The 16877-nt window shown below is 68.0% G+C and carries 9 protein-coding genes and 1 pseudogene; 8 read left to right on the top strand and 2 right to left on the bottom strand.

Features of this window, described 5'->3' with window-relative positions; all coding sequences use genetic code 11:
- Nucleotides 1-2: 2 nt before the first annotated feature.
- Complete coding sequence (locus BMW27_RS08500) at nucleotides 3-1088, bottom strand: DUF4268 domain-containing protein (RefSeq protein ID WP_091442326.1); 1086 nt, start codon at nucleotides 1086-1088, stop codon at nucleotides 3-5.
- Between the two features lie 716 nt (nucleotides 1089-1804).
- Between BMW27_RS08500 and BMW27_RS08490 the strand changes: the two genes are divergently transcribed.
- The 3 genes and pseudogenes from BMW27_RS08490 to BMW27_RS23925 all read left to right on the top strand — a co-directional run.
- Nucleotides 1805-2215: a very short patch repair endonuclease gene (locus BMW27_RS08490; protein ID WP_091442319.1), complete on the top strand. Its 411-nt coding sequence runs from the start codon at nucleotides 1805-1807 to the stop codon at nucleotides 2213-2215.
- A gap of 70 nt (nucleotides 2216-2285) precedes the next feature.
- Nucleotides 2286-3593 (top strand): ATP-binding protein, encoded by a 1308-nt coding sequence (locus tag BMW27_RS08485; RefSeq protein ID WP_091442316.1) that lies wholly within the window; start codon nucleotides 2286-2288, stop codon nucleotides 3591-3593.
- 100 nt (nucleotides 3594-3693) lie between these two features.
- Nucleotides 3694-4234: pseudogene (locus BMW27_RS23925) on the top strand (transposase); the annotation flags it as partial.
- Between the two features lie 144 nt (nucleotides 4235-4378).
- Here the strand turns inward: BMW27_RS23925 and BMW27_RS08480 are convergent.
- Complete coding sequence (locus BMW27_RS08480; RefSeq protein WP_091442312.1) at nucleotides 4379-6394, bottom strand: DNA cytosine methyltransferase; 2016 nt, start codon at nucleotides 6392-6394, stop codon at nucleotides 4379-4381.
- 140 nt (nucleotides 6395-6534) lie between these two features.
- Here BMW27_RS08480 and BMW27_RS08475 point away from each other — a divergent pair, with 140 nt between their 5' ends.
- Genes BMW27_RS08475 through BMW27_RS08455 form a run of 5 tightly spaced genes read left to right on the top strand, consistent with a single transcriptional unit; the run spans nucleotide 6535 to nucleotide 16615 of the window.
- Nucleotides 6535-8082, top strand: a complete 1548-nt coding sequence (locus BMW27_RS08475; protein WP_091442307.1) for an ATP-binding protein — start codon at nucleotides 6535-6537, stop codon at nucleotides 8080-8082.
- Nucleotides 8079-10877, top strand: a complete 2799-nt coding sequence (locus BMW27_RS08470; protein WP_091442304.1) for a Z1 domain-containing protein — start codon at nucleotides 8079-8081, stop codon at nucleotides 10875-10877. Before BMW27_RS08475 ends, BMW27_RS08470 begins: the two co-directional genes overlap by 4 nt.
- Nucleotides 10874-11875: a PD-(D/E)XK motif protein gene (locus BMW27_RS08465; protein WP_175486426.1), complete on the top strand. Its 1002-nt coding sequence runs from the start codon at nucleotides 10874-10876 to the stop codon at nucleotides 11873-11875. The genes BMW27_RS08470 and BMW27_RS08465 overlap by 4 nt, the downstream gene beginning before the upstream one ends.
- Entirely contained in the window at nucleotides 11872-13926 is a 2055-nt protein-coding gene (locus BMW27_RS08460) for an AIPR family protein (protein WP_091442298.1), read from the top strand. The genes BMW27_RS08465 and BMW27_RS08460 overlap by 4 nt, the downstream gene beginning before the upstream one ends.
- On the top strand, nucleotides 13919-16615 hold the full coding sequence (locus BMW27_RS08455; RefSeq protein ID WP_091442296.1) for a sigma factor-like helix-turn-helix DNA-binding protein: 2697 nt from the start codon (nucleotides 13919-13921) through the stop codon (nucleotides 16613-16615). Before BMW27_RS08460 ends, BMW27_RS08455 begins: the two co-directional genes overlap by 8 nt.
- Nucleotides 16616-16877: the final 262 nt, after the last annotated feature.

Below are 16877 nucleotides of genomic sequence, written 5' to 3'. Positions count from 1 at the left end.
CACTACCCGGCGGACGAGACGTCCGACTCTGCGGCGGCAGGCACCACGCTCGGGATCCCGCCCACGGCCGCGACCGCCGCCCGCAGGCGCTCCTGGGTGCTGATCATCCAATCCCGCGCGGTCGCCCAGCTGGCCTGATCGCCGATCTTGGGTCCCAGGAGACGCGTCTCGATGCGGCAGCCCTTGTTGTTCGGCAGATCGTCGAACAGCAGCTCGCCGCCGCCGAACGTCTCCTGCAACGCCTCCCGCTGGTCGGCGAGCACCTGCCACCGGGCGAGATTGACGGCTGGGTCGGGGGGCTCGAAGTAGATCTCTGACCGGCAGCCGAACATGGCGTAGGAGATCGACCAGGTCACCCCGGACACTCCGGAGGACAAGCTCCACCAGTTCTGCGTGGTACCGGTGCCGATGGTCCAGCCCCGCGCCTTCAACAGTGGCGCGACGGTCGACCAGAACTGCCCGTACAGCTGCGCCCGCGCGTTGCCGGCCGCGGAGTCGGCGACGGCGGCTCCCTTCACGTAGTCGTTGGGCTGGACGACGAGCTCGAGGAACGGAGCAATGAGCCCTGCCGGTGCACCCTTCATGGTCACCGCGGCCAGCCGGACACCGAAGAACCGCACGTCTTCATTCGTGTTCTCGTTGAGCCAGTCCAGTGCCGCGCGGTGCTCGTCGCGGAAGTGCTCGGCGATCCAGACGACGGTGCTGGGCTCCGTGCCGCCGGCGTAGGTGAGCAGCTGACCGAGGTGCGTGTGGTCGGTGCTGCCGAACTGGTTCTCAACTATGACGCGGGTGCCGGTCGTCACCTCCCGGCCGATCAGGTCCAGGGAGAACTTGCCGACCTTGTGCTCGCGGGCCTCCAGATCGACCTCCATGCCGAGTACCTCGCCGAGCAGATCTGCACTCGCAAGGAGCCAGGGCGTGAAGTGGTGTGGTTCGGTCGGCCAGACCGACGTGACCGCGACCGGGGCCAGCCGCGTCAGCTGCACCAGCGGCGGCTCGGCGACGGTCGGGTTGAGCGCCTCCTCCGCGGTCGGGCCGGCGTCCGCGACGGTGTGTGCTGCCGACGGTCCATCCCCCTGAGGCTCCACGGCCAGGAACCTAACCCGTCGTGAGCCGGCGCCCGCGGACCTCGTCCCCGGTTGGTCGGCACGCCGCGTGCGGCGGGGCCGCCGGTGCAGATGAGGCGGCGGTTCCCCACAGGGAGTCGAACGCGGGATGGAGTCATCCCAGGTCCCTCTGCCAGCGCCCTGCTGGTTGTTACGGTCCGCTACCGTCTCACTACACGGGGGATGCAGGACCGCCTACGGCCGCGCTGCGTTTAACGAACTCCGGGACGTCGTCCGGGACGCCAAGAAGGACGACCCACTCGCGCCGGTGACCGTCCTGCTGCCGACCAACATCGCCGGGATCGTCGCCCGCCGCTTCCTCGCTAAGGGACTCGGCGACGGGCACCGCGGCGTCGCCGCGCTCTTCCCCACGACGATCGTCCGGCTGGCCGAGCAGCTGGCCGCGGCGGCTCTCCACCCGCGCCGCCCGGCGACCGCACCCGTCTTCAGCTCGCTCGCTTGTGACGTGACCAGCACGACTAGGCTGCCATCATCAGGTGCTGAACAGCAACGTCGGGGCCCTCACGCGGGCAGACGGGCGGTCCAGCCGCTAGTTTCGTCGAGTCATGCTCACCTCCGCCGCTGGGGGACCGTCCGCCAAGATCAGCCCAACAAGAACCCTGTCGCGCTGCGCCGCGACCACGATCCCGTGGCATGCGGCCCTCAAGAGATCGCGCGACGCGGCCTACGCTGCTGGTATGCCAGCGCCGATCTCCGACGCCGTCAGCGCGGCCATGAGCCGGATGCCGCGGGCTGACTCGGCGCCAGAGGTGGCGCTTCGTCGCGAGTTGCACCGGCGGGGGCTACGGTTTCGCAAGCACGTGCGCGGCCTTGCCGGTCGGCCAGACATCGTGTTCACGCGGGCGCGGCTGGCGGTGTTCTGCGATGGCTGCTTTTGGCACCAGTGTCCGGTGCACGGAACCGCGCCGAAGAACAATGCCGGCTGGTGGCAGGCGAAGTTGCAGGCCAACGTCGAACGCGACCGGCGCCAGACCGCGCAGCTCGAGGCCGACGGCTGGACGGTCCTTCGCGTATGGGAGCACGAGGGTGCGGCCGAGGGGGCCGATCGCGTCGCGGCCGCATACCGCGCGCTTGTGTCCGCCGTGTGAGCGGGTCCTCCCCGTAGTTGTCGGTGGTGTGTGGCAACCTGGTCCAAGTACCCAGATGAGGAGTTGAAGCGTGCGCGAACCCCGCCACACGACGATCGCCCCCTCCGCGGCTCGACTGACCGAATCGCTTCGGGACATCGGCTACGACTTCCCGTCCGCGGTGGCCGACCTCGTGGACAACAGCGTGACCGCCGGCGCGACGCGCGTAGAGATCGTGATTGAGTATGCCGGCGCGGACTCCCGCATCATGATCGCCGATGACGGATGCGGCATGACCGCGAACGGCGTGAACGAGGCGCTGCGATTCGGAAGCCGCCGACCCTACGGCGCAGGAGACCTCGGCCGGTACGGCCTCGGCCTCAAGACCGCGTCGCTCTCGCAAGCCCGCAGCCTGACCGTACTCAGCCGCGGCGGAAAGCGCGTCACGACCCGGCAGCTGTCCCTCGACACGATCATCGAATTCGACGAGTGGCTCGTTATCGAACCGGCGCCCAACTCGGTTTACGACCGAGCCAAGGAGATGCTGGGCGAAGGCACCGGCACGGTGGTTGTGTGGGAGAAGCTTGATCGCATTTTCCAGGAACAGAAGCCAGAGGGCGGCTGGGCGCGCCGCCGCGTGGAGAAGCTCGCCGAACGCGCGTCAGAGCATCTCGCTCTAGTCTTCCACCGCTTTCTCGAAGGCGAGGTCGTGCCAAAGGTCGAAATCGTCGTCAACGGCGAGAAGCTTCGGCCCTGGAACCCGTTTGCACAAGACGAGCCCGCAACGAAGCGGCTCCCACGGCAGCAGTTCGAGCTGACCGTGGGTGATAACACCGGCACCGTCACTCTTGACCGGTACATTTTGCCGCCGAGGAACGCTTTCAGTTGCCAGTCCGAGTTCGAGCGCCTGTCGGGCCCGCGCAAGTGGAATCGCCAGCAGGGCCTCTACATCTACCGTGCAGACAGGCTCGTTCAGTGGGGCGGTTGGGCGGGACTACGGGGTATCGACGAGCACCTTAAGCTGGCTCGAGTCGCACTGGACTTTAGTACCGATCTCGACGCGGCATTCAATATCAACGTCGCGAAGATGCGCGTTGGAATCCCGACCCAGCTGCGCCAAATGCTCGAACGGCCCATCCACGAGGTGTGCTTACGCGCCGATGACGCCTACCGTCGCGCGGCCGGCCCCCGCACGACCGACAAGGTGCGCGTCAAGGCGCCGACAAGCGTAGACGGCGGTGTAACACTGCTGGCACTCCGAGCCGCAGCCATGGCCGTCGGTGAGTCCGCGGCGCTGCGGAAGATCTTGGGGGAGCTCCCCAACCTGAGCCCAGACATCGCGACGTCTCTCGGGCTGCATGCCCCCGCCTCCGGGGAGGTGGATGAGTCCGTCGCATGAACGCGGCCGCGCTCCTTCGACCCCGCGTCGTAAGAAGACGTTGCAGAAGTAGATTCTCTGCCCCTGTCCGTCCGTGGGGCATCAGCGCAAAGCGCCGGCCATGTCGACGTCGGCAACTTGCCCGCCGCCTCGGCTGATAAGCGATGGGCTCTGGGCGCCGGTCGAGCCGCTGCTCCCACCGCAGAAGCCAGGGTGCACGGTCGGACGGACCCGCGCTCCGATTGTGACGTGCTAGGGCATCGCCTTCGTGCTGTCCACCGGAATCGGCTGGACCAAGCTGTCCGTCGAGCTCGGCTACGGAACGGGGTGGACCCACTGGCGGCGGCCGCGCGGTTGAGGTCAACGCCGGCCTGTTCGACCGACTGCAGCAGGGGATGCTCGACCGGCTTGCCAACAGGGTCAGCCGGACTGGTCGCGAGCCGTCTGGACTCGGTCAGCGCGCGGGCGAAGAGGGCGGCGAACTGACCCGCCCCCAATCCCACCGACCGGGCCAAACGGGGCGCCAGGTACTACCTGCTCGTCGATCGGGCCGGGCTCTCGCCGAACTTGCGCTCTCCGGCACCAACCGCGACGCCAGCATGCTGGTCAAGCGGACCCTGGTCGCGATGCGGGCGATCAAGCGCGGCCGTGGGACACAGCGGATGGCACGCGCTGTCCATCGCGGCCACCGCAGCATCCTTCGAAGCATCACAGATCCGAAGAATGCTGCGGTGGCCACGCTTGAGCCGGAAGCCAAATCACACCAGTGCAACTCCCAGCTAGGCGCCTCGGAGTTACAGGACGAGCTAAGTAGTGGCCGAGCCCTCTTCGCACGACTCTCGAAGTGGGCACTCACCGCAGGCGGGGGTTCCTGTGGTGCAGAGACTTGCCGCCAGCTCGATCAATCCCAAGTGGGCCCCGCGCGCCGAGTCCGCGCCGCCGATCAGTCGCGACACGGCAATTCGGCCGTCCGTCAGGCGATTCTGGCGGTCCAGTACTTGCTCGTCTCCGAAGAACCGGCGGGCGACGCGCAGCAGACCGCGGCCGGCGATCACCGGTTCCTCACCATCGCCCGACGCTGAAGGGACCACCAGCAGCGCCAAGTCAAGGACCGTCCGCGGCACGCTCGCCGCCGTCTCGGCGTGGTGCCCGGACTTGCCGGCTGCCGGCGCCTTCTCCTCGGCCCCGTCCCTTCCCACGTCGGCGCCAAGGGAAGCACCTTCGGCGGGCGACGACGCGAGCGGGGAAGCGAGAGCCCCCCCGTCGCTGATCACATGGGCGGCAATCTCCAGCAGCCGGTCCACTCGGTCGTCGCGCCCTACCCACGACGCCACCTCGCGCAGATCCTCAGCGCCGGCCAGTGCGGCCTCCGGCGTCGCCCAGCTACTGAGGCTTGGCCACACCAGCTGCGCGGACAGCGTAGGCAGCCGATCGAGCAGCATCTCTGCGAGCACGACCTGCCAAGCGGTCTGCGCCTTCAGCCACGGCACGGCCAGCCGCTCTCGCCCCGCAAACCACAGCGCGAGGGTCTCGCCAGTCTGCCGACTGCTGCTCGGGGCCACGGCGGGCTTCCCCAACTGCACGGCGAGGCACTCCCCGAGCTGCTTGGCCAGGAGGGGCGGCACCGCGTTGCCGATCTGCCGGAATGCCGCGCTCGGCGGGCCAGCAAAGCGGAACCAGTCAGGAAACGACTGGAGCCGCGCAGCCTCCCGGATCGTGATCGTACGGCCCTGCCGCGGGTGGATGTACCAGTAGCCATCCTTCGCGATGTGCGCGGTGATTGTACGTGAGAAGTGGTTCTCATCAAGCCGCTTGTACTTGTCGTCGAAGATGTCAGTGCGGTACCGCTGGGCGCTTTCCGGCAGTTGCGAGTACCGGGTCTCATGGTCCATGTGCTCGAAGGCGATCGCGTCGTCCTCGCGGACCGGCCGGGTGATGTGGTCATACAGCCGAGCCGATTCGGCGCCAAGGATCCCCTGACGCATCAGCCGCTGGTACGCCGTTACCGGGCCGGCATAGTCCGTCCAGCCGTTCGCTCCGCCAGCCGGCCGCCACCCGCCTTCAACCTCGGGCATGTCCCCGATCGCGTTCCAAACGTTCACGGCCTGCTCAGCGACAGCAGGCCACTCAAAGACCTGTCCGTTGCGGAGCGCGACGATAATCAACCGCTGCCGGAATTGCGGGATGCCGTACGCACGGCAGTCCAGGACCCGTCCCTGAACGCCGTACCCGAGCTGCTCGAGCTCCTCGACAATTGACCGAAAGATGAACATCTCTCGGTCCAAGGCCATGTCAGGGACGTTCTCCATGACCACGGCCTTGGGTTCGGCGAGCCGCACCACCTCCAGAAAGCTCCGCCACAGGTCACGCCGCTGGTCATGCGGGTCCCGCAGCCCCCGCCTGACTCGGTCTCTGATTCCCGACCGGCCGGCCTTGCTGAACGGTTGGCACGGTGGTCCGCCCGCCAGAAGCTCAACCCCGACCGCGCGCAACGTTGCCGCGACGCGTTCGACGGCGTCGGCGTCCGCGAGGTCCCAATCAACGGCCATGCCACCGAAGTGGTGGGCGTGCGTTTCCACCGCTTCGGGGTCATGATCGGCGGAGAAGACGACTCGGAAGCCGGCCTGCTCTAACCCAAGGCTCATCCCGCCCGCGCCGCTGAACAGGTCCGCCGCCAGACGCAGGCTTGGATCTTCCCGCCGCAGGGATGCAACCCAGTGGGCGAGCTCACCCTCGTTGGCGCAGTGCTCCCGGTGCGGTTCTAGGCGGACGAATGGCCCACGGACCAGCTTCACGCCGTAGTTGCGCGTCGGCGTACTCATCTGACCTCCACAGCCACGGCAGCCTAGAGAGCGCCTCTGACAGACCGGGGACCGGCGCCTGCGGCGCGGCAGCGTCCCTTGCTTCCCGGACCGCCCTATGCAGGTTAGACTGATCGTAACGATCCCGTGACTGGGGGGCATTGCGGCGAAGTGCCGTCGGCAGTGAAGGGGCACCACCGCTGGACAGCACCTACCGCGTACTGCGCCCCGACCCCGCGGGCACCATCGAGTCGCTCGCCGCGCTCGGGTACAGCCCCGAGGCAGCCATCGCGGACCTGATCGACAACAGCATCGCCGCGGGCGCGAAAAGCATTCAGATCACCTGCCACTGGGGCGGCTCGGCGGGCTCCTGGGTCGCGCTTTGCGACGACGGCAAGGGAATGTCTGAGTCCGACCTGCTACGGGGCCTCACCGTCGGCGGCGGCGGAGCGGACGCGCGCGCCGACAGCGACCTCGGCCGGTTCGGGATGGGGCTCAAAACAGCATCGTTCTCCCAGGCCCGGACACTCGTCGTCGCGTCCCGGACCGGTAAGGGCGCTTGGAACGTCGGCACCTGGGACACCGAACACGTCAAGGCCGTCGGCGACTGGGAGCTGCTGATCGGCGCTCCGCGGGAAGCCGCCGACATCCTCGACCGGCTGCAGAACGAGCAAGGTGCAGCGGGAACGATTGTGCTGTGGCTCGGCCTCAGGCACCTAGCACCCGCCGGCGCAGACTCGAGCGACGAGTTCGCACAGCGGGACTTCTACGCCGGCGTAAATCGTGTGCAGGAGCACCTCGGGATGGTGTTCCACCGCTACCTGTCGGGCCGCGGGCGGGTCTCAATCAACCTCAACGGTGAACCAGTGCCCGGGTGGGACCCATTCCTCGCCCGGCGTAAGTTTGTCGAGGAGCTCCCGTCAGATCCGTCGCCATCCGGCCTGGCTGCACAGGGGTTCGTGCTCCCGCACCGCGCACGGCTCACCGACGAGGAGTACCTCGCCGCTGGCGGTCCCCGCGGCTGGTTGGACCAGCAAGGCTTCTACGTGTATCGCAAGAACCGGCTCATCGTCGCCGGCGACTGGCTCCTGCCCGAGTTCCGCAAGGACGAGAAGCATGTCCTTGCCCGGATCGCTGTCGAGCTGCCCGCCGAGCACGACCTCGCGTGGTCTCTCGACGTCAAGAAGTCCTCTGCGACGCCCCCCGCCACCGCAGTCAGGCAGCTCCGACGCGTCGGCAAGGCGACACGCGCCAGGGCCGGCTCGGTGATGAACCATCGCGGCAAGGTCGTCCGGGACCGGCAGACGGTCTCCGAGGACTTCACGTGGCAGGCGATGCGGCAGTTCGGCCGCACCCGGTTCGTCGTCAACCGCCAGCACCCGCTGATCAAGGACCTCGCTGACCGGCACCCCGAAATCCGCAGGGGCCTCGGCGCGATCCTCAGCATGATCGAGTCCGCGCTGCCCGTCGGTCTCATCCACACCACCGCCGACACCGGAGACCAGTCCGTCGTCGACCCCGACGGCACTGTGCCCGACGAGGTCATTGACCTCGCCCGGCGGATGCTCGAAGTCCTGCTCAACAGGGGAGAGAAGGCGTCCGCGGCGCTCGCCCGCGTCACGCGCATGCCGCCCTTCGACGAGCACCAAGGCCTCGCCGAGCTGCTCTCCGGCAACACCGACCCCCGCACCGATGGAGACGATTCATGAGCGCCGACGACTTCGCCAGGGCCCTACGGCTCGTGATGAATCTGCTCCCCGAGCACGGCGCCACCGAAGAGATCATCCGGGAGAACGCCGAGGACGTCGTCGACCTCATGCGCAAGCGTGGCGGCGACCCGCCCCACCTTGACGAGCTTGTGCGCCACGTCGAGTCCCTCGTGATCATCCGTCAGGACCCCTCGTCGTCGCTCGTCGACAGCAAGGACCACATCGAGTGGCTCCGGGATCGGCGCGCCGAGCCCGTCTGGAACTTTTGGGACCGCTACAGGCAATACCTCGAAGACGTTCAGTTCCAGCCCCGTCAGGTCGTCTTGCGCCTGGATGAGGTCACCGACTCGATCCTCGGCAAGCTCGAAGACCCGACGCGCGACGGTCCGTGGGACCGCCGCGGCCTTGTCGTCGGGCAGGTGCAGTCAGGCAAGACCAGCAACTACACCGGATTGACATGCAAAGCCGCAGACGCCGGCTACAAGCTAATCGTGGTGTTCGCCGGAATCCACAACAGCCTGCGCAGCCAGACACAGTTGCGCCTCGACGAAGGATTCCTGGGTTCGGACAGTCAGCACATGACGCGCGGCGATGACAGCCAGCGCGCGATCGGCGCGGGCGCGCTCCCCGGGTTCGGCCGGCTCAAGGCCGGCACGCTCACCACCAGTGCGGACAACGGGGATTTTCGCGTCGCGCAGGCCCGCAAGCTGGGCCTGCCCGTCGGCGACTATCCCGTGCTGCTCGTCGTGAAGAAGCACGCCAAAATCATCAAGTACATCCATGACTGGGTCACGAGCATGCACGGCGACCCAGACCCCGCCACGGGCCGATTGGTGGTCCGTGACGTCCCGCTGCTGGTGATTGACGACGAAGCCGACAACGCTTCCATCGACACGAACAAGGAGGAGTCCGGCACCCCGACCGCCATCAACCGCGAGATTCGGCGCCTGCTCCACGCCTTCGACAAGTCGGCGTACGTCGGGTATACGGCTACGCCGTACGCCAATATCTATGCCGACCCGTACGAGGACCACGACGATTTCGGCGAGGACATCTTCCCCCGCAGTTTCATCGAAAGCTTGCAGCCGCCCAGCAATTACTTCGGCCCGGAACGCGTATTCGGCCTCACCGACGACAGCCGTGGCCCGATCCCGATCCACACCGCAATCGAGGACTCCGAGGCGTGGATGCCTGTCGGGCACAAGAAGGAGTGGAAGCCGCGGGAAGAGGACTTTCCTGACAGTCTGCGCAACGCCATGCTCGACTTCCTGCTCACCTGCGCCGCGCGGCGGGCCCGTGGGCAGGTCGCGGTCCACAACTCCATGCTCATCCACGTCACCCGCTTCCAAGACGTCCAAGATCGCGTTACGGAACAGATTCGCAGCGCGCTGCTGTTCGTCAAGGACCGGATCCGGCATGGCGACGGCGGGTCCGGCGCCAGCATCCTCGACGAGCTCGAACAGCGCTGGCGAACCGGCCACGAACCAGCGACTGCGTGGTTCATGGCCGAAGACGACAACGTCGTCGAAGTTAGCTGGGACGCCGTCCGCACCGAGCTGCTGCCCGCTGTCGAACGGATCCAGATCCGGACGATGAACGGGAACTCGCGTGACGCCCTCGACTACTACGAACACCGGACTACAGGGCTGTCCGTCATCGCGATCGGGGGCAACAAACTCTCCCGAGGCCTGACCCTCGAAGGGCTAAGTGTCAGCTACTACCTGCGAGCGTCACGCATGTACGACACCCTCATGCAGATGGGCCGCTGGTTCGGCTACCGGCCCGGCTACGAGGACCTCTGCCGGCTCTACACCACGTCGGAGCTCCGAGCCTGGTACCGCGAGATCACACTCGCTTCCGACGAGCTCCGACGGGAGCTGGAGGACATGGCCGCGCGCGGCGCGACCCCGATCGAGTACGGCCTGCGCGTGCGAACGTCGGCGGCTGGCCTGAGCGTCACCGCCGCAAACAAGGCGCGGCGAGGACTGAGAGTCCGGCTCTCGTTCAGCGGAGGCAACCCCGAGACAACTCTGTTCGGCGTTCGACAGCGCGTCCTAGACGCCAACCGCGAGGCGCTCAACGCCCTCGTCAAGTCGTTGAACGCCAACCGTCAGGCGTCGAAGAGCCGGAGGAACGGCAACCACCTGTGGTGTGGCGAGGGCGTGAGCGACGCCGTCGTCGCGTTCCTCGACGCCTACCGTTCCGACCCGATGGCGTGGCGCGTCCGCCCCGATCTCATCGCACAGTACATGCGCAGGTGCGGCGCCGCGGGCGAGCTTTCAAATGTGACCGTCGCACTCATCTCGAACGAAGCAAATGCGGCACGCGCGGACATCTCCGGGATCGACATCGGCCTGACCACCCGCAGCCTGATGCGCGATGGAGAAACTAGGCAGCCCCTACGTGAGCTGGAGACGGATCACCGGTACGCGATCCGTCGGATCCTCAGCCCGCCGGACGAAACCCTCGACATGACGGAAGAGCAGACGAAGACGGCGCTAGCCGCAACGATCGCCGATTATGAGCGCGACCCCGGCCGGCGAAAGGCCGTCCCGACGGACCCGAGCGGGCCAGCGCTGCGCCGTGTCCGCACCCCGGACCAAGCGCTGATGCTCCTCTACGTCCTAGACAACGCGGAGCACACGCAGCTGGTCAGCCGACCCATGGTGGGGTTCTTCTTCAGCTTTCCGCACTCCGAGCATGACATTGCCGCCGAGTACCTCGTGAACCCCGTATGGCAGCAGCTCCAGGCTCAGGGCGTGGCCGACGAGGACGAGGACGAGGACGACGAGTGACCGTCGCCGGAGTGTGGATGGAACTTGAGGACGAGCCGGGTGACCGCGGACTGGTGCTGCGACGCCTTCACCCGGACAGCCTTCACGACCTCCACGTCGCTCTCGACCTCGAGTCGCGGCGCCGACAGCTCGTGTTCCGCCGTCCCTGGCGGCCCGCCGACACGCTGCCGCAGTTCCCCGTTACGCAGGCCATCGCGTGCCGCAGTCGGCTGCAGACTGGTGGGCAGAGGATGAACATCGTCGTCGAGCTCGTCGATCCTGCACTCGGCGACGTGTTCACGCCGCTGGTGGAAGACCTCGCCGGACGGATCGCGGCAACGCGGGACGCCGCCGCAGCAACCGCCGAGCTCGCGTCCGGGCTCGCCCGCTGGCAGGACCTGTTCGAGCAGTTGGGCCGCGATGGCCTTTCCGTTCTCGCCCGCCGCGGCCTTGCCGGGGAGCTGATCGTCCTGCAGACCGATGTGCTGCCGCACGTCGCTCCCGAAACCGCAATCGACGCGTGGACGGGCCCGCTCAAGGCGAATCAGGACTTCCAGCGGCCGGCCGTCGCAGTCGAGGTGAAGGTCACAACGGGCCAGAATCCTCAGGGATTCATCGTCGCGAACGAACGAGAACTTGATCCGACCGGGACCGGCACTCTCGTCGTCGCGCACCTGTCGCTCGACGAACGGCTGGGCGGGACGGGCAGCAGCGTCAACGACCTTGTCGACGAGCTCCGCGGGCGACTCGCCGGGCACCCCTTCGCGCTCGCCGCGTTCAACGCAAAGCTCGCGCGAGTCGGGTACCTCGACATGCACCGCGACAAGTATCCCGAGCCGCATTACGAACCCCGAGCGCTCAAGCACCTGCGCGTCCGCGACGATTTCCCCCGCATCACCGAGACGGATCTGCGGGAAGGCGTCGGAGCCGTCAGGTACACAGTCTCCCTCGCCGCGTGCGAGGGGTACGAAGTGGACGCCTGCGACGTCCACAAGCTCATCGCACAGGAGGACGCGTGACGGACGCAGGGCTCAAGGACTTCTCCCGCGACCTTGTGCAGGACGTCCTCGCAACCGCCGAGGCGACGGACACGACGCTGCCGGACGCCTTCACCCAGCGGATGATCGAACATCTCACCGAAGCCGGCGAGCTCGACGACGGTTTGGTCTGCTACCACCGTGCGCGGGGCATCGAGGTCAGTGGGTACGCCGTGTCCGACGATGAGACACGGATCGATGTGTTCGTCACGCACTTCCGGCACGACGTCGACAACCCGACGCTGCCATTGTCGGAGCTCGAGACGCTGATGAAGCGACTCCGGGCGTTCGTCGACAAGTGCCGCGACGGGTACCGGGCCGACGTCGACGATGCGTCCCCGGTGTTCGACATGGTCCTAGACCTCGAACGCGCACTGAAGGCAGCGACGACGGTCCGGCTGCTCCTGTTCACGAACGCGACAGCGCGGGTCCTCAAGGTCACGCCGACGACAGTCGACGGGGTCGACTTCGTCTACCAGGTCTGGGACATCGGCCGACTCCACCGACTCCTCACGTCAGGGACGCTCCACGAGCCCATCGTCGTGGACTTCGTGGACCGGTTCGGAGCACCACTCCCGTGCCTGAGCACGCCGGCCACCGACAAGGATTACTCCGTCCTACTGACAATCGTGTCGGGCAATGTCCTCGCGAACCTGTATGACGAGTACGGCACGCGGCTCCTCGAGCTCAACGTCCGGAGCTTCCTCCAGGCGAAAGGCGCGGTGAATCGCGGGATCCGGGAGAGCCTGCTAAAGACACCGGAACGGTTTCTGGCCTATAACAACGGGATCTCCGCGACCGCCAGCCGCGTGGACCTCCTCCGCAACGCCGACGGGTCGACCGGTATCGGCAAATTGCACGACCTGCAGATCGTGAACGGCGGGCAGACCACCGCGTCCATCCATTCCGCCGTGCGCAAGGACGGTGCAGACGTCACTGACGTGCTCGTCCAGGCGAAGGTCACCGTCGTCTCGCCGGAACGGCTCGACGAGATTGTCCCCGCGATCAGCCGGTACTCGAACACGCAGAACAAGGTGACGACAGCGGACTTCTCCTCGAACGACGCCCTGCACGTCGACATGGAAAAGCTGTCACGCGCCGTGTGGGCGCCAAGCGCCACCGGCGACGGCCAGGACACCCACTGGTTCTACGAACGCGCCCGCGGCCAGTACGCGGACGAGCTTGCCAGACAGCGGACGCCGGCGAGGATGAAGGCCTGGAAGCTCGGCAACCCAACGAGGCAGAAGTTCACGAAGACCGACCTCGCGAAGTACGTCGCGAGCTGGGACCAGCTGCCGCACATCGTGAGCCGCGGCGCGGAGAAGAACTTCCGCGAGTTTATGATCCGGCTCGCGACCAACGGCCGGCCCGCCGTCGACGAGACGTACTTCCGGCGCACCGTAGCCAAGGCCATCCTGTTCAAGGAGACCGAGCGGCTCGTGTCCGCCAAAGGCTTCGGCGGGTACCGTGCGAACATCGTGACCTTCACGATCGCGAAGCTCGTCAACGCGACGAGCCAGCGAATCGATCTGGACGGGATCTGGCGGACACAGTCGCTCACGCCCGCGCTGGAGGCCGCGATCTCACAGCTGTGCGAACCGGTCCAGCAATCGATCACGAACCCACCGCGCGCCGCGAACATCGGTGAGTGGTGCAAGAGGCCGGAGTCCTGGACCCGCGTCGAGGCGCTGCCCTGGACGGTTCCCACCGCCCTCGCCGGCGAGCTGCTCGACCTGCGGTCGAGCCGGCGCCAGGGAGCGGCGCCGTCGGACACCGCCGCGGCCACCGACCCGGCCGTCGCCGTCGCGGCGGCGGTGCCGGCGCAGACGTGGTTCGAGACCGCGCATTGGGCGAAGGAGACGGGAAGCCTGCAGCCGTGGCAGCGGGGCCTAGCCTTCAGCCTCGGGCAGCGGTCCGAACGCAAGACGGACCCGACGCAGAAGCAGGCCGTCCAAGGCATCGCACTGCTCAGGGAGGCGTTGAGGCTCGGATTCCGCCCGCAGATCCCCGTGGAGAACCTGCCGGATGTCTGACAGCGCCAGGTTCCCGGCGTGGGGCACACCCGGCACCCCGGTGCTGCCGGCCGCCGTCCGGGAGCGCGCGGCGGACCCCGGGCTGCACAGACCGGTGCTGGAAGCCCTCGGCATAGACCCGGCCGCGGGCCCCGACGCCGTGTTCGCTGACCCACTCGACGAGCCGGTTGACCTAGCCCTATTCGGCGCGGCCCTCCGCAGTTTGCTCAACCGGGGCCTAGGAGCGGCGCCTGCCATGGGCAGCGCAGGCACACTACTGCGTCTCGTCGACCCCGACGACTTTGAAGCCCTCGTCCCGCAGATCGGCTGGCGGGTGCGGACCTCCAACGCCGTCCGCAGGGCGAGCATGAGCGAGTCGATCCCGGTTCACGAGCTGCTGATGATCTCCACGATCTCCGAGCTCCTGGAGCTGCCCGGCCTGGGCGTCCTCACCCTGTTCGACCTGCTCGTAGGCGTCGAAAATGTACTCGTTCAGGTCGTTCACGCCGAAGCCCACCCGGCACTGGGCAGGTCGCAGAAGCCGGGGCTGGAACGGCAGGAAGCGGCACACCGCACTCCTCCGCGGGCGTGGGGCGAACAGGGTTCGCCCGTGCTGCCGGCCGTACTGATCGATTGGTCGTCGGCCGCCCCCGACGAGACCAAGGCACTGCTCGCAGCACTCGGCCTTCCCGAAGGCACACCGTCCTGCGCCACCTTCGACCACCCCGCCGAAGAACCGTTCCAAGCCGCCCGGCTCGGCGCGGCACTGTGGGAACTCGTCGCGTCGGGGGCCGGCTCCCAGCCGGCGATGGGCAGCGCCGCGCCCGCCCTGCAGGGGCTGGACCCCGCGACGTTCTCCCGCGCCATTGAGCCGCTGCTCCGCACGAGGACGCGAAACGTGATCCGCCGGGAGTTCGGCGCGCACGGCCTTCTGGAGTTCCTGCTCACGGCGACCGTCGACGACGTCACGGCGCTTCGGCAGTTCGGCGTCGTCAGCTTCCTGGACCTGCTCGTCGCCGCGGAGGCAGCAGCCGCGGCCACGGCCTGTACCCACGAGCCACCCGGTTCCTCGACGGCGGACGCGCAACCCCTGCAGCTTCCTGATTGCCCGCCGTGGGCGGGCGCGGTCACGGCGGAGGACCCGCGCTTTCTGCCTCTCTTGGGCGGCGCGACCAGCCTCGGCGAGCTCTTCGAGGACGCGGGGCCCCGCGAGCTGATCCGGCTGCGCCGGACGGTCGAGGACGCCGAGCACATCCTCCAAGGGCTCGACGGGCTCACCCTCGAACAGGAGGCGGAGAGCGTCCTGCAGGCCGCGTTGGGAACGAGAGCCGACAAGTGGCTGGGCCCAATCGGGTCCCGCTACGGCTTGGCCGGCGCCGACCTGCGGACCCTCGACGAGGTCGGCCAGACCCTGGGGGTCACTCGTGAACGCGTGCGGCAGGTCCAGTCCAAGGCCCAAGCGCACCTTCCATCGGCGCCCGTGCACGCGCCCGCCGTCGACCAGGCGCTCGAGCTGCTCGACTGGGCGCTCCCGTGCAGCGCAGAGGATCTGACGGCCGCTCTCGCCGCCGCCGGCCTGACGTCGCTCCCCTGCTGGACAGCTGGCGCGTTCCGGGCCGCCGTCGGCCTGACGGGCAGAACCGTCGACATCGGCGAGCGCGACGGCCTCCTCGGACGGGCCGATCAGCTTCGAGCAGCGGCCATGGTGGCGGGAGCGGCCCGGGCGGTGTCGAACGCGCACGGCATCGCATCGGTGGCCTCCGTCACGCGCCGTCTCGCGCGTGGGACGGACGAGCCGGTGCCGCACGACACCGTTGAAGCAACCCTGCGCGCCGACGCATCTGTGCACTGGATCGACGAGCACTCGTTCTGGACCGACCACCCGGCCGGCAGGAACCGCCTCGTCAACACCAGTCTGCGCATCCTCGCCGTGATCAGCCCCCAGACGCTGGACGACCTGCTTGAAGGCATCGAGCGGGACTTCGCGTTCCGTGCCGCGGATCCCCAGTACGCCGATCTAGCCGCGCCCGCGCCGGCACAGCTCGCCGCGTTCTACGCCAGCCACCCGGCCTTCCGCCCGCTCCCGGACGGGCGCATCGAGACGACCGACCCCATCGACGTCGACTCGCTGGGTGAGGAGAAGCAGGCGCTGGTCGCCGTCCTTCGCGGGCAGCCGCACCAGGCGATGGACCGGCTCAGCCTGCTCGCCGCCTGCGACGAGATCGGAATGAAGCGCGCCACCGTGACGGTATGGACCACGTACGCGGAATGCCTCAAGCGGTTCGGGCACAACGTCTGGGGTCTGCGCGGCGCCGACGTGCCCGCCGAGGTGGTCGCAGAGCTGCAGGAGCGGGCCCGCGCTGCCCGGCGGGCGGTCGATCGGACAAAGATCATCGGCGTGACCCCGTCCGGGCGGCCGTGGACGGCGCGGCGGATCACACCGTCGTTTCTGTACTCCGGCGTCATGGCGTTCGACTGGGGCAAAGACGCTCTGGCACACCGCACGCTCGCTGCCGTCGTCATAGACGACGGCCAACCGGCCGGCTCCCTGCGGTTCGCAGACAACTTCAACTGGGGCTACAACGTATTCCTCAACCGTCACAACGCACAGGTGGGCGACGTCCTCCGCGTCCTCGCCGACCCAGACAACGACATCTGCTACCTCGAGATCGGCGGCGACGAGCTGCTCGGCGAGCCGTTTGACGCGTGATCGGGGCCTAGGCCCACCGGGTGTGCTTCAGAACGGGCAGGATTTGGATTGCTCGCTCGGCACACGAGCGAGGCCACCGGCGAGCTCGAGGTAATTCCGGCACGGGCACCACCCCGTTCGGTCCGGCCGCCGGCTCCGTCGCCCTCTCCCCCGACGGCCGCACCGTCTACGCCGCCTCCTCAGCCGACGACCGCCCCGCGCGGCCCATCACCGCCGACCTCGCCATCGGCACCACCACGAGACGACCTTGACCGCTCCAGTT

The sequence above is a fragment of the Geodermatophilus poikilotrophus genome (assembly GCF_900111455.1).
Classification (GTDB): Bacteria; Actinomycetota; Actinomycetes; order Mycobacteriales; family Geodermatophilaceae; genus Geodermatophilus; species Geodermatophilus poikilotrophus.
Note: the sequence above shows the minus strand (reverse complement) of the source record. Positions and strands in the feature narration are given on the sequence as shown.

Bases quoted from the DNA above. Each gene is read 5' to 3' on its own strand.
- BMW27_RS08490 (WP_091442319.1), top strand. From the start codon at position 1,805: ATGCCAGCGCCGATCTCCGACGCCGTCAGCGCGGCCATGAGCCGGATG.
- BMW27_RS08480 (WP_091442312.1), bottom strand. From the start codon at position 6,394: ATGAGTACGCCGACGCGCAACTACGGCGTGAAGCTGGTCCGTGGGCCA.
- BMW27_RS08470 (WP_091442304.1), top strand. From the start codon at position 8,079: ATGAGCGCCGACGACTTCGCCAGGGCCCTACGGCTCGTGATGAATCTG.
- BMW27_RS08455 (WP_091442296.1), top strand. From the start codon at position 13,919: ATGTCTGACAGCGCCAGGTTCCCGGCGTGGGGCACACCCGGCACCCCG.